This window comes from Ruegeria sp. CE9 (genome assembly GCF_056537425.1).
The window spans coordinates 108,316-128,874 of the sequence record NZ_JBQFRO010000010.1; the positions used below are offsets into that span (position 1 = coordinate 108,316).

Here is a 20,559-nt window from a genome sequence, read left to right on the forward strand (position 1 = left end):
CCATCACTTGCGTATGAAGAATGCAATCAGCAAGAATTACTGCAATGGTCTCACGCCCTCGTGTCTGATGCAGAGGAATTGTTTCACATTTCCCGGTGATCGGGGTAGGAGAAGGCCTGATCGCTTCTAGGTAATATGCATGAGTCTCACTCCCGACATCACGGAATTGCTGGCACGGGCGCGTGCTGACCTACGCATGGGCGTTCCCGTGGTTCTGACAGACGAATTGGGGTTTGGTGTGCTGGGGTTCGCCGCCGAGACGCTGAGCCCTCAGAGGCTTGCTGATCTACGCGGCTTGGGTGGAAACCCCGTTGTCGCCATCACGGTTCGGCGTGCTGAAACTCTGAAGGCGCGTGCATATGATGGCGATCTGGCGCGGGTCATGATCCCGGAGGACGCTGGGCTGAGCTGGGTGCAGGCGGTGGCAGATCCCTCAGATGATCTGAACGCGCCGATGAAAGGCCCGTTGATGACCGAACGACAGGGAAGTGCAAATCTGCACCGGATCGCAATAGCGTTGGCCAAATCGGCACATTTGCTACCAGCCGCAGTGGTTGCCCCTATCAAAGACGGCAGGGCATTTGCTTCAACACACGGGTTGACCTGCATCGACCATGCAAGCGCTGCGCCCTATTTGACCGATCGTAGCCCCCTGCACCCGGTTGTTGCCGCGCGCCTGCCCATGGAGGTGTCCGAGGCTGGTCGGCTACATGTTTTCCGGCCTGAAGACGGCGGGGAAGAACACTACGCAGTGGAAATCGGCCGACCCGAGCGCGACAAACCCGTCCTTGCCCGCCTGCATTCGGCCTGTTTCACCGGAGACCTTATGGGCAGCCTAAAGTGTGACTGCGGCCCGCAATTGCGCGGAGCTCTTGCACAGATGGGGGAAGAAGGCACAGGCGTTCTGCTTTATCTAAACCAGGAAGGGCGTGGGATTGGGCTTGCCAACAAAATGCGCGCCTATTTTCTGCAGGATCAGGGATTTGATACGGTTGAGGCCAATCACCGGCTTGGGTTTGAAGACGATGAGCGGGATTTTCGGCTTGGATCGGACATCCTGAAATCACTGGGGTTCAATTCGGTACGCCTGCTGACCAACAATCCCGCAAAGATTGCGATGATGGAACGAACCGGTATCGCTGTGGCCGAACGTGTCCCATTGAAGGTCGGCGAAACCGACTTTAACCGCGCCTATCTCGCAACCAAAGCTGCAAAGTCAGGCCACCTGTTGTGACACCGGACGATCTGGTTCTGACCCCACGCGGTGTTCGATTTCTCGGACGCACATTCCCCTGCGCCATAGGCAAAGGGGGCGTAAGTCGAACCAAGCAGGAAGGAGATGGGGCGACCCCGGTCGGAGTGCATCGCATCGTGGCAATGCTCTATCGAGCGGATCGGATGCAACGCCCGGCTCGTTGGGCACGACCTATCGGACCGCGTGATCTATGGTCTGACGATTTGGAGGACGCCGCCTATAACCATCTGGTTCGCGCACCTCATAGCTTTAGCCACGAAAAGCTGCGCCGTGCAGATCCGCTTTATGACATAGTATTGATTACCGATTGGAACTATCCCGATGCAATACTTGGCAAGGGATCCGCGATCTTCTTGCACCAATGGCGGCGACCAAGATATTCAACCGAGGGCTGCGTAGCTTTCCGACGCGATCATCTACGATGGATCGCAAGGACAATAGTGCCAGGCACACGGCTGATTATCCCTGAGGTTTGACGCGCTCTCCAAAGATGGCGGATCCAACACGAACATGAGTGGCCCCTAGGGCAATCGCCGATTCGAAATCACTGCTCATGCCCATGGACAGCCCTTCCAACCCGTTCCGCCCGGCTATCTTTGCAAGCAGCGCGAAATGCAAAGCAGGTTCTTCATCGACTGGGGGGATGCACATCAATCCTCTGACGGACAGGTCTAAACCTCGGCATTCGGCAACGAACGCATCCGCATCTTCAGGGAGAACGCCTGCCTTCTGGTCTTCTTGGCCAGTGTTAACTTGGATGAAAAGATCGGGACACTTGCCCATCTCTTGCGCCAATCGCGCCAGTGTTTTGGCGAGTTTTGGACGATCGACTGAATGGATCGCATTGCAAAGCTCGATGGCCTGCCGTGCTTTGTTGGTTTGCAAAGGGCCTATGAGATGCAGATCGACATCCGGGAAGGCCTCCTGAAATGCGGGCCATTTGCCTGCGGCTTCCTGAACACGGTTTTCCCCGAAACACCGGTGGCCCTGCTTCAACACGGCTTCGACCCGGTCGTTTGGTTGCACCTTGGAAACCGCGATCAATTGCACCGAACCCTTGGTGCGTCCTGCCGCCGATTCAGCTTTGGCGATACGGTTAGTGATATCTTGCAGCGACATGGGCCCTCTCGTTCTGCGTTTGCCGCAGCAAAACACCATGTTGAAGCAAAAGAAAAGGGCAGGTCCGAAGACCTGCCCTTGAACCGTGTGGTTCAGATCAACTTAGAAGTTGAACTGAGCACCGAAGTCGGCGCGAACACGACCGTCGCCGTCACCGGCTTTCGAGTTGCCGATACCACCGCGCAGCGATGCACCGCCACCCAGGTCGTAGATGGCACCAATGCCGTACTGCTGGGTGTCACCGTCGCCCGAACCGTCGCCGTAAGCGAAGGTCAGAGTGGTTGCAGCACCCAGGTTGTAAGCCAGCGACAGACCATATGCGGTACCGTTCAGAGCTTCGTCGTTCACGTCGTCGTCAGCAACAAACAGAGTACCCGAGAAGTCACCGAATTCTGCACCCAGGGTCAGAACGGTCAGGGTTTCTTTGTCAGCACCGTCAACATCGGTTTGACCGTAGGCCAGAGCCGCGGTCACGTTGCCGAAGGTGTAAGTTGCGCTGATGTCCCAGCGGTCTGCTTCAACAGATTCAACGTCAAGCAGTACAGTGTCGCTACCTACGGTCGCAACGTCGATTACTGTGCTTACGTTGTCGCGCTGGTCATACGATGCGCCAAATGCGAAGTCGCCAACTGCGTACTGGAAGAACACAGCGTTCGAACCCGAACCGGTCGACGAATAACCCAGGAAGTCATAGTTGACGCCCGAGTACTGACCGATGAAGTTTTCCAGACCAGGCTCGTTACCGTAGTAGTTGGCCAAGTTGTCGATCGCACCTGCAACGTTGCCCGCGTCAACACGCAGACCACCGAAGATGACCGAGAAGCGTGCGCCGTTCAGGCCAGCCGAATCGGCTTCGCCGCTGCCGGCATCTTCGTCAGCCTGCAGACGAACACGACCTTCAAAGCGAACGCCACCGTCGGTTTCAACGATACCGTCGATGTTCAAGCGGAAACGCGAGACCAGAATGGTGCTCGGGCCTTCGCGAGTGGCGGTAGCTGTTACAGTTTCACCAGTTGCGGTATCGATGAAAGTGGTGCTTTCAGATTCGCTACGGTCTTCTTGGTAGCCAATACCAAAGCGGCCGTAACCGCTAAACTTAACTTCGGCCGCTGCAACGCTTGCGGTTGCGATCAGGGCGGTCGATGCGAAGAGAATTTTTTTCATCTTGCTTCCCTCGGTTTCAAAGATTTTCTACTCGACACATGCAAAGCACGCGTCTCAGCACGGACACCGTTTCGCTTTTTTTCCCCCCTTTGCGCAAGCTTGCCATAAACGCTCTGGCCTCATTCGACCCCGATTGGTGCAAGGATGCCACAGTCGATTTCAGCCAGATCCATCCCATCGCTCATCAACGTTAGATAAAGAATTGGCTTGTTGCAGCCGGGGTCCTTGTCTAGGAGTGTCACCCGAACAGTACAAAACAAGTGATACAGGACCTTCCACCGATGCGCCTGCTAACGATTTTGGGTATGATATTGATGACTGCAGCGGTTGCAGGATGCGGGCGTCCACCTCCGGGTGATGCAAGCGTGCTGACCTCCGATGGTAGCTCTACAGAAGAACGTGAGCTGAATGATGCGAATCGTTCGACCATCTGGGATGTTTTCGGGCCGAATACGTCCGAACAGGTTACCCAGGTGAATCGTTACCTCTGGACAGCATCGCTGGATGTGCTGAATTTCCTGCCTATACAGGAGGTTGATCCGTTTACCGGTGTGATTGTAACAGGTTATGGCACTCCGCCGGGCGGTGGACGCTCTTATCGGGCAACGGTTCACATTAGTGATCCTGCGCTGGAAGCGCGCTCTCTTTCTGTTGCACTACAGACCAGTGGTGGTGCTCCGGTCAGCGCTGCAACGTCGCGCGCGGTCGAAGATGCCATTCTATCTCGAGCGCGCCAGCTGCGTATTGCTGATAACAAGTTCTAGAAACCCGCCTAAATTCACATTATTACCACGCCGGGTTCCTACCCGGCGTTTTCATTCACGAAGGACCGCAAAATGTCTCGCTACTCGGCCACCGAAATCGAAGCAAAATGGCAAGAGGCCTGGGATAATGCCGGAATCTTCACCGCCAATCACAAGGCGGACAAGCCGAAATACTATGTGCTCGAGATGTTCCCTTATCCTTCTGGTCGTATCCACATGGGGCATGTGCGCAACTACACGATGGGCGACGTGATTGCCCGCCACAAGCTGGCAACCGGACATAACGTATTGCATCCGATGGGTTGGGACGCATTTGGCATGCCCGCGGAAAACGCCGCCATGGCCAGCGGCGGCCACCCAAAGGATTGGACCTACGGCAATATCGCCGATATGCGCGGCCAGATGAAACCGCTAGGCCTGTCGATCGACTGGTCCCGTGAATTCGCCACCTGCGACCCGGAATATTACGGCCAGCAGCAGGCTTTGTTCCTGGATATGCTCGAGGCCGGGCTGGTTTACCGCAAGAACGCCGTGGTGAACTGGGACCCGGTTGATATGACCGTTCTGGCCAACGAACAGGTGGAAAACGGGCGCGGTTGGCGCTCGGGCGCGTTGGTCGAACGGCGCGAGCTGACCCAGTGGTTCTTCAAAATTTCCGACTATTCCGAGGAATTGCTCGACGCGCTCGATACGCTCGACAACTGGCCCGCCAAGGTGCGCCTGATGCAGGAGAACTGGATCGGCAAGTCCCGCGGCCTGCAATTTGGCTTTGAGCGCATCGACGGAGGTGAGCCGATCACCGTATACACGACGCGCCCCGACACGCTGTTGGGGGCGTCTTTTGTCGGAATCTCACCGGATCATCCGATTGCCAAGGAACTGGAAGCCAACAACCCTGAAGTGGCTGAATTTGTTGCCGAATGCCGTAAGGGTGGAACCACCGAAGAGGCTATCGAGACGGCTGAGAAGCTGGGCTACGACACGGGTATCCGCGTCAAGCACCCGCTGGACCCGAATTGGGAACTGCCGGTCTGGATCGCCAACTTCATTCTGATGGATTACGGCACCGGTGCAATCTTTGCCTGCCCGGCACATGACCAACGTGACCTCGATTTCTGCCGTAAATACGGTCTGCCAGTAGTCGATACCTTCTTTGCGATGGACGATGAGACACCTGTCGACAAAATCGCATTCGTCCCGCCGAAGTCTGAAAAGGTCCGCTGGGTAAACCATTTCGCAGGTCTGACCGAAGCCACGGGCGAAGAGGCCATCAATGCCACAGTTGATTTCGCGGAAAAGGCTGGCTGGGGCGAGGGCGTTACCAAATACCGCCTGCGTGACTGGGGCCTGAGCCGCCAGCGCTATTGGGGTTGCCCGATCCCCGTTGTCCACTGCGAAAAATGCGGCACCGTGCCCGAGAAGAAAGAGAATCTGCCGATCGAGTTGCCTTATGATGATGGCAACGGCAAACCCATCGACTTTTCCATCCCCGGCAACCCGCTGGATCGTCACCCCAGTTGGCGCGATGCGCCATGCCCATCATGCGGAGCGCCTGCCAAGCGCGAAACCGACACGATGGACACATTCGTCGATTCGTCATGGTACTTTGCCCGATTCACCGCTCCGCGCGCCGAAACGCCTACCGATCTGACCGAAGCCGAATACTGGATGAATGTCGACCAGTATATCGGCGGGATCGAGCATGCGATTCTGCACCTGCTCTATTCCCGGTTCTTCGCGCGGGCTATGAACATCACCGGCCATTTGCCGAAGAAAGCGATCGAGCCGTTCGATGCTCTATTCACGCAAGGCATGGTGACGCATGAAATTTATCAGACACGCGACACCAACGACCGCCCGGTCTATCACCTGCCCGAAGATGTGACCGATGGCAAACTTGCCGATGGCACCGAGGTTGAAATCATCCCCTCGGCCAAGATGTCGAAGTCAAAAAAGAACGTCGTGGACCCGGTCAGCATCATCTCGGCCTTCGGCGCAGACACCGCACGCTGGTTTGTGCTGTCCGATTCTCCACCCGAGCGCGACGTGGAATGGACCGCTTCGGGTGCTGAGGCTGCATTTAAACACCTCAGCCGCGTGCACCGCATCGTTTCGGAAATCGCCGAATCGGATGCACCTGCCAACACAGATGACGAAACGCTGCTGCGCGAAATGCACAAAGCCATCCACGACGTCACGGGCGGGGTAGAATCCTTTGGCTTTAACGCCTCGATCGCCAAGCTGTATGCCTTTACCAACACGTTGGCTAAGTCCAAAGCAGGCGCAGTGGCCAAGCGCGAGGCGGCAAAGACGTTGGCTCAACTGATGTCGCCGATGACACCCCACTTGTCCGAAGAGCTTTGGCAATTGTTGGGTGGTGTAGGTCTCGTCGCGACAGCACCTTGGCCTATGGCTGACGAAGCAATGCTGGTCGATGACACCGTCACCCTGCCAATCCAGATCAACGGCAAGCGCCGCGCTGAAATCAGCGTGGCCAAGGATCTGGACAAGGCAGAGGTTGAAAAAATCGCACTCAGCACCGAAGCTGTGCAAAAGGCGCTGGACGGTGCCGCCCCGAAGAAAGTGATCGTTGTTCCAGGCCGGATCGTAAATGTCGTCGTTTGATCGCAGAACCCTGTTACTGATGCCGCTCGCGCTTGCCGCGTGTGGTTTCGAGCCGGTCTACGCACCCGGTGGATCGGGTTCGGCGCTGGATGGCAGGGTCGAGGTTTCGGCCCCGAATACGGTCGAAAGCTTCCTGCTGGTTCAGAATCTGGAGCGCAAGTTGGGTCGCAGCGCGACCTCGGGCAAAGACTACAAGCTGGAGGTCGGGGTTTCGACGACCACGCGCAGGGCGTCGATCACCACGGCGAACGAAACCAATCGCTATACCATCGACGGCAACGCATCCTACGCGTTGAAATCCAACGCGACCGGGCAAATCATCGCTTCGGGCAATGTTGCCGAATTTGTCGGTTATTCCGCTGCAGGTTCAACGGTGTCGACGCTGGCGGATGAACGCGATGCGACCGAGCGTCTGATGGTGATTCTGGCTGATCAGATCGTAAACCGCCTCTACGCCACACCGGGCCTGTCCACATGAAGCTGAGCCCGCGCGAGGCTGATGGGTATTTTGCCAAGCCGGACGCGGACAAAGCCGGGCTGTTGATCTACGGGGCGGACGCGATGCGCGTTGCCTTAAAGCGTCAGCAAGTTCTGGCGGCTTTGTTGGGACCCGGCGCTGAAGAGGAAATGCGCCTGACCCGCATCCCCGGAAGTGACTTGCGCGGCGACCCAGCGCTTTTGCTGGACGCAGTTAAGGCTGTTGGGTTTTTCCCCGGCCCCCGCGCTGTCTTTGTCGAGGACGCCACCGAGGTTGCCGCGCCGGCAATACTCGCGGCGCTGGAAGACTGGGATCATGGTGATGCGCAGATCGTCGTGACGGCGGGTCAGCTCAAGCCCAGTTCAAAAATCCGCAAAGCGTTCGAAGCAAACCCGGCGGTCTACGCCGTAGGCATCTACGATGACCCGCCTTCACGTGCCGAGGTTGAACGGATTCTCGCACAGGCAGGGTTGCAGAATATCCCGCGCGATTCGATGTCGGCGCTTGGCGAGCTGGCTTTGGCGTTAAGCCCCGGCGATTTCACACAAACGGTTGAGAAACTTTCGCTCTACAAGCGTGGCGATGCAGCCGAACTGACAATCGACGACATCGAGGCTTGCGCTCCGCGGTCAACCGAGGCGGCGCTGGACGATGTGCTGAACGTCGTGGCCGAGGGCCGGGCGCAAGAAATCGGGCCTCTGATCCGCCGACTGCAAGCGCAAGGCACCAATGGCGTAACCCTATGCATCGGCACGACACGGCATTTTCGCACCCTCTATGCCTGCGCTTCCGATCCCGGTGGCGCGGCGCAGGGGATCGGCAAACTGCGCCCTCCGGTCTACGGCAAGCGGCGCGATCGGATCTTGCGTCAGGCACAGGGCTGGGGGGCACCTAAACTGCAGACCGCATTGACGGTTCTGACCGACACGGATCTGTCATTGCGCTCGGCCAATCAGACCGCGCCTGCCATGTCGCTGGTGGAACGCGCCATGATCCGTCTGGCGATGCTGGCGCGATCAGGCTGATACCTAGCGGTCCAACCACGCTGCGGCCGACTGTCCAGCCCAGCGTCCTGTCGCCAGACAGGCGGTCAGAAGATAGCCACCCGTTGGGGCCTCCCAATCCAGCATCTCACCCGCGCAGAACACGCCCGGAAGTGCGGTCAGCATCAAACGATTGTTCAGAGCGTCCTGAGCGACACCACCCGCAGTCGAGATCGCTTCATCCATTGGTCGCAGTCCAGAATGGCGTATAGGCAGGTTCTTTATCGCGCCGATCCAGTCTGATTGCGCCAATACGTGGCCCTTTGTCATCTCATGGAACAGCGCCACCTTCTGCGACGGCAACCTTAGACCGTTCTTCAGCCAATGCGTCAAAGTTGCTTTGGGCTTCTTCGCATCCAATCGCGCGCGCATCCCTTCGACCGTGACGTCTGGGATAAGGTCCAGAAACAGTGGCGCACCCGCGCGCAGCGCCGGGGTCAAGGGATATAGCCCGCCACCTTCCAGCCCTCTTGCGGAAATCGTGGCTTCGCCCCGGCTTTCCACCGCACCCGACATCCAACGCACTGATTTCACTGCCGCCCCAAAGTGTGGCTGCATAAAACGGCTCCAATCGACCGACAGCGCTCCATTTGAGGGCGCAAACGGCGCCAAAGCCACGCCTTTGTCGGCAAGCCACGGCGCCCATGCGCCATCCGATCCCAACCGCGCCCAACTGGCACCGCCCAACGCCAGAACCGTCGCATCGGGTTTGCGCAGTTGTTCGCCATCTGGGGTCTGAAACACCAAAGCATCCTCACGCCAGCCTTGCCAGTGCCAGCGGGTCTTGATCTGGACTCCAACCTGATCCAACCGCGCAAGCCAATCCCGCAGCAAGGGCGAGGCCTTCATGACCGTCGGGAAAACGCGACCGGTCGAACCCGTAAACATCTCTTGCCCAAGATCGCTAGCCCAAGCCATGACGGCCTGTGCGTCAAACGCGCTGATCATGGGGTGCAGCCAATCCGTGGCCTCGGCATATGCACTCATAAACGTCTCAAACGGTTCGTCTTTGGTCAGGTTCAGACCAGACTTTCCCGCCATCAGAAACTTGCGCGCGACCGAGGGCTTGGCTTCGGCCACAACAACCTCGTGCCCGGCCGCAGCAAGCTGCTCTGCCGCCATAAGACCTGCAGGCCCCGCCCCAATAACTATGGTTTGCGCCATTGTATCCCTCTTGCCCTGCGCACGTTTCAGCACGAGTTTAGGTTATGGCAAACACCGAACCTATCTGCCCACTCTGTGACCGCCCTATTCCTGAGGGCGGAGGCAGCCTGCACCATCTGATCCCAAAGCTCAAAGGAGGCAAGGGCGGGCCCACTGTTTTGTTGCATCAGATTTGCCACAAGGAGATCCACGCAACGCTGACCGAGGCCGAGCTTGCGCGCGAGTTCAACACGGTTGATGCGCTTCGCGCGCATCCGAGGTTGGATAAGTTCCTGCAATGGGTCCGTAAACGCCCTCCGGGATTTCGCTCAAAAGTGCCGGGCAAGCGGCGCGGGCGTTGATCAGGTCGGAAGCCACGGATCGCCAGACGCATCCGTTTTAGGATCAGCCAACCCTTCAACTTCAATCCCACGAAATTCGGGCACCGAAGCAAACCGAGCGCTGGGAATATGTTGGAATTCCAGCGTTGTATAAGGGCGTTTCCAAAGCCATTCCCGATTTTCGACCGCCCAAAGATCTGGGTTTGGCGGCGTGTCTTCTGTGAATGCGTAGAAATGCAAATCAAAGCCATAGGGTTCCACACCCTGCATCGACAACAAGGACATACCCTGAGATCGACAGAATGCATCCTCGGCGGCGATATCTCCGGTGCGCAATGTGATCTGGCCGATACAAGCCCCTGCAAATGGCGCATCCGAACTGGCGGCATCGCCCGGCCGGTTTCCTTCGAATTCGTGTTGCAGCAGCTCGATTACAAAGCCCTCTGGATCGCTCAGATGGCACATATAGCCAATATCCAGAAACTGCCGCGGTGCGCTGACCGTAACGCCCATCTGGCACGGGTGATCTGCGGCAAGATCAACATTCGGCAGGGTGATCCCGATTTTCCAGTATCTTTGCCCTCGGTCATGGTGGTAACCACCACCGCCCGGCATCAGCAAAAGATCGGCATCTTGTCCGGGGTATCCTACGCGTCGATTTGCACCTTCGACCTGAACACGCATGCCAAGCGCGTCGTGATAAAACGCCGCCAAAGCATCGGGGTTTGCGACCCGCAATCGCAGCGCGGCCAACCTCATGGGCACAATCCGGCAATGCCTAAGGCTATCGATCGCTCTGCAGACAGACTGTCAGCCACTAACTCTCGTGCCGTGGGCATTAACTGATCAGGCTCGACCACCCGGTCCACCAAACCAAACGCATAGGCTTCTTCTGCGGTAATCTTTTGTCCGGCCATCAATATCATCTTGGTTCGGGACGGCCCTATCAGCGCCGCCATACGTTTGGGATCAGACGGCTGCGGCAGAAAGCCCAGCTTCATCACCGGATAGAAAAACTTGGCTGCGGGAACCGCAATGCGCAGATCACATGCCAGAACCATGCCGTTCGCTCCGCCCGCCAGGGTACCGTTAAGAGCCGCCACCGTCAGGCAGGGTAAGTCGGCTATCGCGCCAGATAGCCGTTCCCAAAAGTCCGAAGTCGCAAGACCCGCCCGCGCTTCTTCAAGATCAGCACCAGCGCTGAACACGCGACCCGCACCGGTTAGAATCAGGGCGCGTGCTTCAGTTGCCGCTTCGGCGATACGAACCAATTCGCCCAGCATCGAAGCGGTCAACGCATTGGCTTTATCAGGATTATTCAGCGTAACCGTCCAAAGCCCGTCGTCTTGCGTCAGCTCAATCACGTCAGCCCGACCCTTTTTCGGATATCTTCATTGCGCAACGAAATCTCTGTCCCCAAGAACTCATCCGCGTCCGGCGAGCACATCCACATCAGCGCCTTTGCTGGCCAGTCTGCCGGGATATGATCGTCCCAATCCAACTGACTAACCGGGTTGATACCGCTGGCTTTGATCACGCGCTGCATGTCAGTCGCGACGGTACCTGGTGACAGACCCATGGCGCGGATGCCATGGTGCGCCTCTTCCAGATGCAGACACTCGGTCAGCATCTTTGCCCCCGCTTTTGAGGTGCAATAGTGGCTCCAGGCTTCAACCGGATTGGACGCAGCACCGGACGAGACGGTCAGAACAGTCCCCCCACCTGTCGCCCGCATAATGGGCAGTGCAGCGCGCATTCCATAAAAAACACCCTTCAGATTGATATCGATTGCATGGCTCCAAGCCTGTGTATCAGCATTGGAAAGATGAAAGATCGGATCGATCACACCTGCATTCCCGATCAGAACGTCCAGCGAGCCAAACCGATCGATACAATCAGCAACCGTCTGTTCTACCTGACCAAAATCACTGACATCACAGCCCAATGCGATGGCGTTGTCGCCCAGCGCTGCCGCCAATGCTTCAATCTGATCACGGCTGCGCGCGGCCAACGCCACGTTCGCCCCGGCTGCGGCAAAAACGCGCCCAGCTTCCGCTCCGATACCTCGGCTAGCGCCTGTAATCAGTACAGTTTTTCCTTGCATTTGCATCGTTTAAATCCCTGCATTTGAAATTGTGTTAACTCGTACCCCGCAAATGGGGAATTGGTCCAGCCCTTCCCCCTTGACGCTGGCCGCCGCAGGCACGACCATGCGCGCAAATTGATCAAGAAGGGTTCTCTTATGACTGTTTTCCTTCGCCGCAGTTGCGGTGCAGCTTTGGCCTATGCTGTCGCAACGAACGGCGCTTTTGCGGATGTTACCGCCAATGATGTCTGGGCCGATTGGCAAGCTTACTTGGGCGGCATGGGTTATGATGTGACCGGTGAACAAAGCGTTTCCGGAAATGTGACAACAATTTCGAACATGACAATGGCCATGGCCATTCCGGATACCGAAGGCACTTTCGACATGGTCATCCCTCAGATGACTTTGATCGAGAATGGGGACGGTACAGTCAACATCGGCTTCCCCGACAGTTTTCCGATGACCATCTCGGGCGAAGCCGAGGGCGAAACCTTCTCGGCCGATCTGGTATATTCGCATGATGCTCTGGAAATGGTTGTGTCCGGCACGCCCGAAAACATGACCTATGATTATTCGGCCAACAGTCTGAACCTTGCACTGGATTCGATCGATTTTGACGGTGAAACCGTGCCGAACGATATGCTGGCGCTGAACGTTCAGATGGACCAGATTGCAGGTTCTTCCCAGATGGAGATCGGCGAGATGCGCGACATCGCGCAGCAGTTCACCGCTGACAGCCTCACCTACGACGTGGCCTTCAACGAGCCTGAAAGCGAAGATACGGGCCGGATCAGCGGCACGCTGGGCGATCTGAAGTTCGAAGGTGATACGATCATCCCGCCTGATTTCGATGTTTCCAACGTACAAGATATTTATGAGGCCGGATTTGCTGCGTCAGGCACATTCACCTATGCCTCGGGTAACACCGAAGTGGCGGGCACGGCTGAAGGTCAGCCCTTCTCGCTCAGCAGCAGTTCCGAAGGCGGCAGCTTTACCGGCAGTATCGATGCGCAGCGGCTTGTCTACGACCTTGCGCAAAACAGCACGAAACTGGCCGTCACGACATCCGATCTTCCGTTCCCAATCGAAATTGCGATGGCCAATGCGGGGATGAAATTCGAACTTCCGGTGCAGGCTTCGGAAGAAATCCAACCCTTTGGATTTGGTATGAACCTGACAGATTTCACGATGTCCGATGTGTTGTGGAGCATGTTCGACCCTGCAAGTGCGCTGCCCCGCGATCCGGCGACCATCACACTGGACGCAACCGGTACCGCCAAAGTTCTGGTCGACTTCATGGATCCCGAAGCGGTCGAAGAGCTTGAGACATCGGATATTGTTCCGGGCGAATTGCATTCGTTGAAGATCAACGAATTGCTTGTATCGCTGGTCGGCGCAGAATTGACCGGTGACGGAGATTTCACATTCGACAATTCCAACACGGAAGAGTTTGATGGCCTGCCTGCTCCGTCAGGTGTCGCCAATCTGAAGCTTGTTGGCGCCAACGCTCTGCTCGACACGCTGATCGGCATGGGCTTTGTCTCGGAGAATGACGCGTTGGGCGCACGTATGATGATGGGTCTGATGGCTGTTCCGGGTGAAGAACCTGATACACTGAACTCGAAGATCGAGTTCACCGAGGATGGTCAGATTCTGGCCAACGGTCAGCGCATCAAGTGATCAAATCATCAGGAAAGGCCGCATTGGTGGCCTTTCCTGGCTGAGGCACATAAAGCGATTGGGCTGCAGGCCTTGCGGGACGGACGGTCCAAGGCTAGGTCCAGTACAACAAGACCGGAGGCCTCATGACCCGAACACCTCAGAACATCAGTGAAGAGCTGCTGGCTGCAGCCCGCAAAGCTGGCGCCGAAGAGGCAGATGCCATTGTTATTGATGGCTCATCCGTCTCTGTCGAGGTGCGCGGCGGCGCGTTGGAACATGCCGAACGCTCGGAAGCCACTGATCTGGGACTAAGGGTCTTCCTGGGCAAGCGGCAAGCAATCGTATCCAGTTCAGACAGCCGTCCTGAGACGCTTGCAGCGATGGCCGAACGCGCCGTTGCAATGGCCAGCGAAGCCCCCGAAGATCCGTTCACTGGATTGGCCGCGCGCGATCAATTGATCACCAATTGGGATATCAACGCGCTGGAACTGTTTGATCCAAGTCCGGAACCAAGTGCCGAGGCCTTGATGCAGGACGCGCTGGCTGCCGAAGCGGCAGCGTTGGGTGTTACGGGCGTCTCACAAGTTTCCGACGCCGCCGCGGCTTATGGTACACACCAAGTCCATCTGGCAGCTACGAACGGGTTTTCTGGTGGATATAAGCGCAGCAGTCGCTCGACCTCATGTGTTGCCATTTCCGGCGAAGGCACGGGGATGGAGCGTGACTATGATGGCGACAGTCGCACATTTCAGGCAGACCTGCGCAGCCCTTCCGAGATTGGTCGCACAGCTGGTGAACGCGCAGTTCAGATCGTTGGCGCACGCAAACCCCAGACAGGCAGCTTCCCGGTTGTGTTCGACGAACGTATCTCGTCGTCGCTGATCGGCCACCTGCTGGCCGCAAGCAATGGCGCTGCGATTGCCCGCGGTGCCTCGTGGCTGAAAGAAAGCTTGGGTCAACAGGTTCTGCCCTCCCATCTGTCTCTGATCGAAGACCCTCATCGCCCGCGCATTTCGGGCTCGCGCCCGTTCGATGCCGAAGGGCTGGCAACGCGGCGCAGGGCGATTATTGAAGATGGTGTTCTGACCGGTTGGACGCTGGATCTGTCCAGCGCCCGAAAGCTGGAAATGACCTCGACCGGCAATGCAACACGCGGCGTATCGGGACCTCCATCGCCCAGCAACTGGAACCTCAGCCTGACGCAAAGTAACAAAACCCGAGCAGAGCTTCTGCGCGACATGGGAACCGGGCTGTTGGTCACTTCGATGATCGGGTCGACGATAAACCCGAACACTGGCGACTATTCCCGTGGGGCGTCAGGGTTTTGGGTCGAGAACGGTGAGATCGCCTATCCTGTCAATGAATGCACAATTGCGGGCAATCTTCGCGACATGCTGATGCGGATCATTCCGGCAAATGATGCACGGCCTTACCTGTCGCGCGTTGTGCCGTCTTTGTTGATCGAAGGGATGACACTTGCCGGCACCTGACCTGTCCTTGCTGATCGACGCCGCGCTAGAAGCTGGAAAGATCGCTACGCGCTATTCAGGCCCTGATGCGCAACGCTGGGACAAACCTGAAGGCGCGGGGCCTGTGACCGAGGCCGATCTGGCCGTGAACGCAATGCTAGAGCGCGACTTGCACGGCGCACGTCCGAACTATGGCTGGCTGAGCGAAGAGAGCGAGGATTCCGACGACCGTCTGACCTGTGATCAGGTCTTTGTCATCGATCCTATCGACGGCACCCGCAGTTTCGCCGAAGGATCCCGCACATGGGCGCACTCGCTGGCCGTTGCCGAGAACGGAGAGGTTACGGCTGCAGTTATATACCTACCAATGCGAGATCTGCTTTACGCGGCTGCGAAAGGACAAGGAGCTACGCTGAACGACGAACCCATCTTCGTTTCGGGGCAAGCGCACTTGCCTGAGGCTGAGATATTGGCGGCAAAACCCAATCTGAACCCACGGCATTGGCAATCGGGTGCCGTGCCCGACTTTCGCCGCGTCTACCGCCCTTCGCTGGCCTATCGAATGGCGCTGGTTGCCCAAGGACGCTTTGACGGAATGCTGACACTCCGCCCCAGTTGGGAGTGGGACATCGCCGCAGGTGATCTGATCATGCGTGAGGCGGGTGGAATATGCACGGACCGTTTGGGGCAACCTCTGCAGTTCAACAACACCGACCCGCGCTTGAATGGTGTGGTAGCGGCAGGCACCGAAATCCATGAACATCTTCATGCTCTGCTTGACCCAAACGGGGCCGGTATACCCGCATGAGCATGCCTCGTTCTCTTAGCCTTGCTGCCTATCGCGTTCTGTCTTGGGGTGTGCCGCAAAGCTCGGGCTTCACGGACATGGCGCGCCCTGATGGCGAAGTCCTTTGGGTGCATATCAGTACACCCGATCGGCTGCGCGCTGTTGATGACTTCTGTCGCCGTCTGACCTCGGTGCGGCCCGGCTTGTCGCTGCTGCTAACCGTTCCTCCGGATATCGACCTGGAGGAATGGGACGAATGTAGCGCGCCAATCGTGACATTGCCTGCCGAACACACCGGCGCTGCCCGCACTTTTCTGAATCATTGGCGCCCGGACATGGGGCTTTGGTTTGGGGGCGGGTTGATGCCCAATATCATTACCCGAGCGCAGGAACGGGCAATTCCATTGGTATTGATCGAGGCGATGGTCGACGTGAAAACCGCCCGCGGTGGGCGCTGGCTGCCGGACATCACGCGATACACGCTAGACTGTTTTACGACGATCCTTGCCCCCAATGATGAGATCGCGCGCCAGATCCGCAGGTTGGGTGTGAATTCGGCAAAAATATCAGTTGCGCCTGCACTGCATATCAGCCCCAATCCTGATCCCTGGCCCGAGGATGAATTGATCGAGACCAACCATACTCTGGCCGGTCGCCCGGTCTGGTTGGCCGCTTGGGTGCAGGACAAAGAGTTTATCTCGGTCCTGACAGCGCATCGGCAGGCCTTGCGGATGCTGCCGCGTCTGGCCTTGGTTCTGCACGTGGCGGATATGTCCGAGTCCGCCCCCTTGCACAAACGGCTTGAGGCAATGGATTTGCGATGCGCCAACTGGGATGAAGGAGATGCGATCGAAGACACCACACAGGTGATCCTATCGGCTGAACCCGAAGACCTTGGACTGTGGCATCGTGTGTCCGCGGTTACGTTCATGGGAAGTTCGTTAGAGCGCGGTTCGGGCGGCCACGACCCATTGATCGCCGTTGCCTTAGGTTCAGCGGTAATCCATGGCCCTCATGTCAGCAACTACCACAATCTGTATGACAGGTTGGGGCGGGAAAAAGCTGCTATGCGGATTCGAACCGCGACGGAGCTTGGCGATGGAGTGGTCGAGCTTTTGGCCCCGGACCGCACGGCTGACATGGCCTTGGCCGGATGGCAGATCGTCACCGAAGGCGCGCCACAGGCGGACCAATTGATTGAAATGGTGCAAGATACACTGGACCGGCGGAGAGCCTACAATGCGCGCACCTGACTTCTGGAACACGGACCCTGATCGATTGGACCTGCGTGCCCGGCTGCTGTCGCCGCTCGGGTCCCTCTATGCCTCGGCGACCGCCCGTCGTTTGGCGCGTGGGCAAGGACTCTCGGTGGATGTACCGGTCATTTGCGTTGGCAATCTGAATGCGGGTGGAACTGGCAAAACGCCCACCGCAATCTGGGTTTTGGATTACCTCAGGGGCGCTTGGCATCAGCCTCACGTCGTCACCCGAGGTCACGGCGGTTCGCTGGAAGGCCCGGTGCAGGTCGATCCGCGCAAACACACCGCAGCTCAGGTCGGGGATGAACCCCTGCTGCTTGCCGCGTTTGCCGAAGTTTGGGTTGCCAAAGATCGTGCCGCAGGCGCACAGGCGGCGGTGGCTGCAGGGGCGACGGCAATCGTACTGGACGACGGATTTCAAAACCCTGCCGTCGCCAAGGATTTCTCGATCATCGTGGTAGATGCCGGGCGCGGGTTCGGCAATGGGCTTTGCTTGCCCGCCGGTCCCTTGAGGGAACCCGTAGCTGTTGGGTTGAAACGGGCCGATCTCGTGCTTTCGCTTGGGAGTGCCGAAGCACAATTAGTGTTTTCAGAAAAATGGGGGCCTGCCCTTACAGTCCCACACGTCATCGGCGAAGTGCGTCCACTACAAACCGGCATGGATTGGAGCGGCACACCCGTTCTGGCCGTTGCGGGTATCGGATACCCAGATAAGTTTTTTGAGACTCTGCGGCAGCAAGGCGCGACGCTGGTGCGCGCCGAAGCATTAGACGACCACCAACCGCTGACCTCAGCGCTGATGACGCGTCTGGAAAACGAAGCCAAGGCGCTGGGCGCTCAACTGGTGACAACCGAGAAAGACGCGGTGCGGCTACCTGCGAAGTTCAGAAGCAAGGTTCTGACGCTCCCGGTTCGATTGCAGATCGATCAGGATGATAAGGTCAAAGAGATGCTGGCCCAGGTCGCGCCTTCACCCTAAGCGCTTGGCCAGCCCAAGCCAGGCTGGCCAAGCTGGATTTAGCTGCCAAGCTCGTCTTCGATCAGCTTTTTGAAATCGTCATAAGACTGGTTGTCGACCTTTTTGCCGTTCACGACGAACGACGGGGTTGCCTGAATCCCATCGCGCTCGGCATTTTCCTGATACCAGGCGACCAGAGTCTGCGCACGGGTTCCGTCCTGCAAGCAGGCCTCAAGCTGATCATTGTCGATACCGGCAAGGCGACCGATCTTGCGCAGCTCGTCAACGATTTCGGCCGGGCCTCCGGCACGGGTCCATTCCGACTGGCCTTCGTACAACAGATCGGTGATACCAAAGAACTTATCAGGCCCCGCACAGCGCGCCACCATCGATGCCCACAGACCATAGCGATCGAAATACACTTCGCGGTATGTGAACTTGACCTTGCCCGTATCAATGAAATCCTTCTTGAGCTGCTTATAGGCACCCTGATGGAAGTTCGCGCAATGCGGACAGGTGTATGATGCATATTCGATGATCTCGACGGGCGCATCTTCAGCCCCCTGTACCATCTCGACGATGGTCGACGTGTCCAGATCAGCCTCTTGCGCCTCGGCGGCGCCAATCAGCGGGTTGGCAGGTGTGGTGGTATTCGACAATGTCAGCCAATAGCCGCCTGCGGCCACGGCGACAGCCGCACATATAACGGTTGCAATCCGGCTCATTCCTCAGCCCTTTCTTAGCGTTTCTGTCTGGATAAAACGTTGCGGCCCAAACGTTCAAGGGCCGCGCGCAAATCTTCATCATGAACCGCGCGTGACACTTTGTCGGCCTCGGCGGCTATTTCAGGCGCAATGGCTTGTTTCGCCTTTTTCGGCTTGTGGTCGAAACTGGCCTGACCTTCTGCAAAACCGGTGGGTGCGGTTTGGGTGATGCGAATGCGATTGATGGCGTTGTAGCCATAGACCGCGTTCACCTTGTCACGCAGTTGTTCTTTTTGCATCTCCAGCATCGGGGCCTGCGGTCCCGTGGTCAGCACCGTCAGTGTCGCCCCAAATCCACCTTTGGCGTATCCCACATTCACGGGCCGGGCGATCGAAGCTATTTCCTGACCAACAATCTCAGCCCAATGAGTCAACAAGCGCGAAACGGCAAAGCCCCGGCTTTCCCCGGCCTGTCTGATCCGGTCATTCAGCAAAGTGGCGGTACGTTTGAACCCGCGGGTCGAAGAACGTCTGCGTTGCATCTGGTTTCCAACTCTTGCGCGGCTATTGTAATAAGCTGCGACCCATGCGCCAGCGAAACCCGACAGGGAGTTACATAAAACTTGCGTGACTGCACCGAATCTGACCTGAGCAAGGCTCTGCTGGACTGGTACGACCGCCACGCGCGGGAAATGCCATGGCGCGTTAGCCCTTCTGATCGCGCGGCAGGAATGATGCCTGATCCCTACCGCGTCTGGCTGTCCGAGGTGATGCTGCAGCAGACAACCGTAGCCGCGGTGCGCGACTACTTCCTTCGCTTCACGACGCGCTGGCCAACTGTAGAATCACTGGCAGCCGCCGAAGACGGGCAAGTTATGGGCGAGTGGGCTGGTCTTGGTTATTACGCCCGCGCGCGAAATCTATTGAAATGTGCCCGTGTCGTAGCCTCAGAGTATGATGGGCGTTTCCCAGATAGCTACGATGCGCTGCTGCTACTTCCCGGAGTTGGGCCCTACACGGCGGCGGCGATCGCAGCGATTGCATTTGATCGCCCGGAAACAGTGCTGGATGGCAATGTCGAACGCGTGATGGCGCGGCTCTATGACATTCACGATCCCCTGCCCGGGTCAAAACCGCTGTTGAAAGAGAAAGCAGCGTACCTGACCCCGCCCAATCGGCCCGGAGATTATGCACAGGCCGTAATGGATTTGGGCGCAACGATCTGCACGCCAAAATCGCCAGCCTGCGGCATCTGCCCAGTCTATGCGCCCTGTTATGCGCGTGCAGCTGGAACGCAGGCTGAGCTTCCGAAAAAAACACCGAAGAAGCCCAAGCCAACGAGGCTGGGCCACATATACATCGCGCAACGCAGTGATGGCGCGCTGCTACTGGAACGCCGACCTGACAAAGGCCTGCTGGGCGGCATGTTAGGCTGGCCCGGATCAGATTGGTCTGAGGCACCCTCAGAACGCCCTCCGTTTGGTGCAGAATGGCAGGAAATCCCGGGCGAGGTGCGCCACACCTTCACTCATTTCCATTTGATCCTGCGAATTTGGGCGGTCGAATTGCCCAATGGGATGGAACCTGTCGATCTCGAATTCATGGACAAACACGCGTTCAAGCCCAGCGACTTGCCCACCGTCATGCGCAAGGCTTATGACCTGTGGCGCGGCCATTAGACCGATGTGCAAGGCCATACAGG

General features: G+C 57.8%; 21 protein-coding genes. 13 read left to right on the forward strand and 8 right to left on the reverse strand.

The window, feature by feature from the left end:
- The first annotated feature begins 139 nt into the window (after positions 1 to 139).
- The gene (ribA, locus tag ACR0B3_RS17770; protein WP_480810215.1) at positions 140 to 1,234 is read left to right on the forward strand and encodes a GTP cyclohydrolase II; all 1,095 of its coding nucleotides are present in this window, start codon (positions 140 to 142) and stop codon (positions 1,232 to 1,234) included.
- Positions 1,231 to 1,731, forward strand: a complete 501-nt coding sequence (locus ACR0B3_RS17775; protein ID WP_480810216.1) for a L,D-transpeptidase family protein — start codon at positions 1,231 to 1,233, stop codon at positions 1,729 to 1,731. The genes ribA and ACR0B3_RS17775 overlap by 4 nt, the downstream gene beginning before the upstream one ends.
- On the opposite strand, the gene ACR0B3_RS17780 is transcribed toward ACR0B3_RS17775, so the two are convergent.
- Positions 1,715 to 2,374 (reverse strand): YggS family pyridoxal phosphate-dependent enzyme, encoded by a 660-nt coding sequence (locus ACR0B3_RS17780; protein ID WP_480810217.1) that lies wholly within the window; start codon positions 2,372 to 2,374, stop codon positions 1,715 to 1,717. The two genes, ACR0B3_RS17775 and ACR0B3_RS17780, sit on opposite strands and share 17 nt — an antisense overlap.
- Before the next feature lie 102 nt (positions 2,375 to 2,476).
- Positions 2,477 to 3,538: a porin gene (locus ACR0B3_RS17785; RefSeq protein ID WP_480810218.1), complete on the reverse strand. Its 1,062-nt coding sequence runs from the start codon at positions 3,536 to 3,538 to the stop codon at positions 2,477 to 2,479.
- Positions 3,539 to 3,819: 281 nt separating this feature from the next.
- Here ACR0B3_RS17785 and ACR0B3_RS17790 point away from each other — a divergent pair, with 281 nt between their 5' ends.
- The 4 genes from ACR0B3_RS17790 (at position 3,820) to holA (ending at position 8,430) form a co-directional block, all read left to right on the forward strand.
- Complete coding sequence (locus ACR0B3_RS17790) at positions 3,820 to 4,302, forward strand: DUF3576 domain-containing protein (RefSeq protein WP_480810219.1); 483 nt, start codon at positions 3,820 to 3,822, stop codon at positions 4,300 to 4,302.
- A gap of 72 nt (positions 4,303 to 4,374) precedes the next feature.
- Positions 4,375 to 6,927 (forward strand): leucine--tRNA ligase, encoded by a 2,553-nt coding sequence (gene leuS, locus ACR0B3_RS17795; RefSeq protein WP_480810220.1) that lies wholly within the window; start codon positions 4,375 to 4,377, stop codon positions 6,925 to 6,927.
- Positions 6,914 to 7,405 carry an LPS assembly lipoprotein LptE gene (gene lptE, locus ACR0B3_RS17800; RefSeq protein WP_170686964.1) on the forward strand — a complete coding sequence of 164 codons (492 nt, stop codon included), beginning with the start codon at positions 6,914 to 6,916 and terminating at the stop codon, positions 7,403 to 7,405. The genes leuS and lptE overlap by 14 nt, the downstream gene beginning before the upstream one ends.
- Positions 7,402 to 8,430 (forward strand): DNA polymerase III subunit delta, encoded by a 1,029-nt coding sequence (gene holA, locus ACR0B3_RS17805; RefSeq protein WP_480810221.1) that lies wholly within the window; start codon positions 7,402 to 7,404, stop codon positions 8,428 to 8,430. The genes lptE and holA overlap by 4 nt, the downstream gene beginning before the upstream one ends.
- 3 nt (positions 8,431 to 8,433) lie before the next feature.
- Here holA and ACR0B3_RS17810 read toward each other — a convergent pair whose 3' ends face one another.
- Positions 8,434 to 9,612, reverse strand: a complete 1,179-nt coding sequence (locus ACR0B3_RS17810; RefSeq protein WP_480810222.1) for a TIGR03862 family flavoprotein — start codon at positions 9,610 to 9,612, stop codon at positions 8,434 to 8,436.
- 44 nt (positions 9,613 to 9,656) lie between these two features.
- Between ACR0B3_RS17810 and ACR0B3_RS17815 the strand changes: the two genes are divergently transcribed.
- Complete coding sequence (locus ACR0B3_RS17815) at positions 9,657 to 9,953, forward strand: HNH endonuclease (protein ID WP_480810223.1); 297 nt, start codon at positions 9,657 to 9,659, stop codon at positions 9,951 to 9,953.
- Here ACR0B3_RS17815 and ACR0B3_RS17820 read toward each other — a convergent pair whose 3' ends face one another.
- Genes ACR0B3_RS17820 through ACR0B3_RS17830 form a run of 3 tightly spaced genes read right to left on the reverse strand, consistent with a single transcriptional unit; the run spans position 9,954 to position 12,042 of the window.
- Positions 9,954 to 10,691 carry a VOC family protein gene (locus tag ACR0B3_RS17820; RefSeq protein WP_480810224.1) on the reverse strand — a complete coding sequence of 246 codons (738 nt, stop codon included), beginning with the start codon at positions 10,689 to 10,691 and terminating at the stop codon, positions 9,954 to 9,956.
- Positions 10,688 to 11,296 (reverse strand): enoyl-CoA hydratase/isomerase family protein, encoded by a 609-nt coding sequence (locus ACR0B3_RS17825; RefSeq protein WP_480810225.1) that lies wholly within the window; start codon positions 11,294 to 11,296, stop codon positions 10,688 to 10,690. The genes ACR0B3_RS17820 and ACR0B3_RS17825 overlap by 4 nt, the downstream gene beginning before the upstream one ends.
- Positions 11,293 to 12,042: an SDR family oxidoreductase gene (locus ACR0B3_RS17830; RefSeq protein WP_480810226.1), complete on the reverse strand. Its 750-nt coding sequence runs from the start codon at positions 12,040 to 12,042 to the stop codon at positions 11,293 to 11,295. Before ACR0B3_RS17830 ends, ACR0B3_RS17825 begins: the two co-directional genes overlap by 4 nt.
- Before the next feature lie 132 nt (positions 12,043 to 12,174).
- On the opposite strand from ACR0B3_RS17830, the gene ACR0B3_RS17835 reads away from it, so the two are divergent.
- The 5 genes from ACR0B3_RS17835 to lpxK all read left to right on the forward strand — a co-directional run bounded on the left by ACR0B3_RS17835 (position 12,175) and on the right by lpxK (position 18,174).
- Positions 12,175 to 13,698: a DUF2125 domain-containing protein gene (locus tag ACR0B3_RS17835; RefSeq protein WP_480810227.1), complete on the forward strand. Its 1,524-nt coding sequence runs from the start codon at positions 12,175 to 12,177 to the stop codon at positions 13,696 to 13,698.
- A 125-nt stretch (positions 13,699 to 13,823) separates the two neighbouring features.
- The gene (locus ACR0B3_RS17840) at positions 13,824 to 15,170 is read left to right on the forward strand and encodes a TldD/PmbA family protein (protein WP_480810228.1); all 1,347 of its coding nucleotides are present in this window, start codon (positions 13,824 to 13,826) and stop codon (positions 15,168 to 15,170) included.
- Positions 15,157 to 15,957, forward strand: a complete 801-nt coding sequence (locus tag ACR0B3_RS17845; RefSeq protein ID WP_480810229.1) for an inositol monophosphatase family protein — start codon at positions 15,157 to 15,159, stop codon at positions 15,955 to 15,957. The genes ACR0B3_RS17840 and ACR0B3_RS17845 overlap by 14 nt, the downstream gene beginning before the upstream one ends.
- On the forward strand, positions 15,954 to 17,189 hold the full coding sequence (locus ACR0B3_RS17850; RefSeq protein ID WP_480810230.1) for a 3-deoxy-D-manno-octulosonic acid transferase: 1,236 nt from the start codon (positions 15,954 to 15,956) through the stop codon (positions 17,187 to 17,189). Before ACR0B3_RS17845 ends, ACR0B3_RS17850 begins: the two co-directional genes overlap by 4 nt.
- Positions 17,176 to 18,174, forward strand: coding sequence for a tetraacyldisaccharide 4'-kinase (gene lpxK / locus ACR0B3_RS17855; protein ID WP_480810231.1), 999 nt, complete (start codon positions 17,176 to 17,178; stop codon positions 18,172 to 18,174). Before ACR0B3_RS17850 ends, lpxK begins: the two co-directional genes overlap by 14 nt.
- Positions 18,175 to 18,212: 38 nt before the next feature.
- On the opposite strand, the gene ACR0B3_RS17860 is transcribed toward lpxK, so the two are convergent.
- Both ACR0B3_RS17860 and ACR0B3_RS17865 read right to left on the reverse strand, forming a co-directional pair.
- The gene (locus ACR0B3_RS17860; RefSeq protein ID WP_170686952.1) at positions 18,213 to 18,878 is read right to left on the reverse strand and encodes a DsbA family protein; all 666 of its coding nucleotides are present in this window, start codon (positions 18,876 to 18,878) and stop codon (positions 18,213 to 18,215) included.
- A 14-nt stretch (positions 18,879 to 18,892) separates the two neighbouring features.
- Positions 18,893 to 19,399, reverse strand: coding sequence for a DUF721 domain-containing protein (locus ACR0B3_RS17865; protein WP_480810232.1), 507 nt, complete (start codon positions 19,397 to 19,399; stop codon positions 18,893 to 18,895).
- An 81-nt stretch (positions 19,400 to 19,480) separates the two neighbouring features.
- On the opposite strand from ACR0B3_RS17865, the gene mutY reads away from it, so the two are divergent.
- Positions 19,481 to 20,536, forward strand: a complete 1,056-nt coding sequence (gene mutY / locus ACR0B3_RS17870) for an A/G-specific adenine glycosylase (protein ID WP_480810233.1) — start codon at positions 19,481 to 19,483, stop codon at positions 20,534 to 20,536.
- Positions 20,537 to 20,559 lie beyond the last annotated feature (23 nt).

Bases quoted from the DNA above. Each gene is read 5' to 3' on its own strand.
- leuS (WP_480810220.1), top strand. From the start codon at position 4,375: ATGTCTCGCTACTCGGCCACCGAAATCGAAGCAAAATGGCAAGAGGCC.
- ACR0B3_RS17810 (WP_480810222.1), bottom strand. From the start codon at position 9,612: ATGGCGCAAACCATAGTTATTGGGGCGGGGCCTGCAGGTCTTATGGCG.
- ACR0B3_RS17865 (WP_480810232.1), bottom strand. From the start codon at position 19,399: ATGCAACGCAGACGTTCTTCGACCCGCGGGTTCAAACGTACCGCCACT.
- lpxK (WP_480810231.1), top strand. From the start codon at position 17,176: ATGCGCGCACCTGACTTCTGGAACACGGACCCTGATCGATTGGACCTG.
- ACR0B3_RS17820 (WP_480810224.1), bottom strand. From the start codon at position 10,691: ATGAGGTTGGCCGCGCTGCGATTGCGGGTCGCAAACCCCGATGCTTTG.
- ACR0B3_RS17790 (WP_480810219.1), top strand. From the start codon at position 3,820: ATGCGCCTGCTAACGATTTTGGGTATGATATTGATGACTGCAGCGGTT.
- holA (WP_480810221.1), top strand. From the start codon at position 7,402: ATGAAGCTGAGCCCGCGCGAGGCTGATGGGTATTTTGCCAAGCCGGAC.
- ACR0B3_RS17840 (WP_480810228.1), top strand. From the start codon at position 13,824: ATGACCCGAACACCTCAGAACATCAGTGAAGAGCTGCTGGCTGCAGCC.
- lptE (WP_170686964.1), top strand. From the start codon at position 6,914: ATGTCGTCGTTTGATCGCAGAACCCTGTTACTGATGCCGCTCGCGCTT.
- ACR0B3_RS17850 (WP_480810230.1), top strand. From the start codon at position 15,954: ATGAGCATGCCTCGTTCTCTTAGCCTTGCTGCCTATCGCGTTCTGTCT.
- ACR0B3_RS17815 (WP_480810223.1), top strand. From the start codon at position 9,657: ATGGCAAACACCGAACCTATCTGCCCACTCTGTGACCGCCCTATTCCT.
- ACR0B3_RS17780 (WP_480810217.1), bottom strand. From the start codon at position 2,374: ATGTCGCTGCAAGATATCACTAACCGTATCGCCAAAGCTGAATCGGCG.
- ACR0B3_RS17860 (WP_170686952.1), bottom strand. From the start codon at position 18,878: ATGAGCCGGATTGCAACCGTTATATGTGCGGCTGTCGCCGTGGCCGCA.
- ACR0B3_RS17785 (WP_480810218.1), bottom strand. From the start codon at position 3,538: ATGAAAAAAATTCTCTTCGCATCGACCGCCCTGATCGCAACCGCAAGC.
- ACR0B3_RS17835 (WP_480810227.1), top strand. From the start codon at position 12,175: ATGACTGTTTTCCTTCGCCGCAGTTGCGGTGCAGCTTTGGCCTATGCT.
- ribA (WP_480810215.1), top strand. From the start codon at position 140: ATGAGTCTCACTCCCGACATCACGGAATTGCTGGCACGGGCGCGTGCT.
- ACR0B3_RS17830 (WP_480810226.1), bottom strand. From the start codon at position 12,042: ATGCAAATGCAAGGAAAAACTGTACTGATTACAGGCGCTAGCCGAGGT.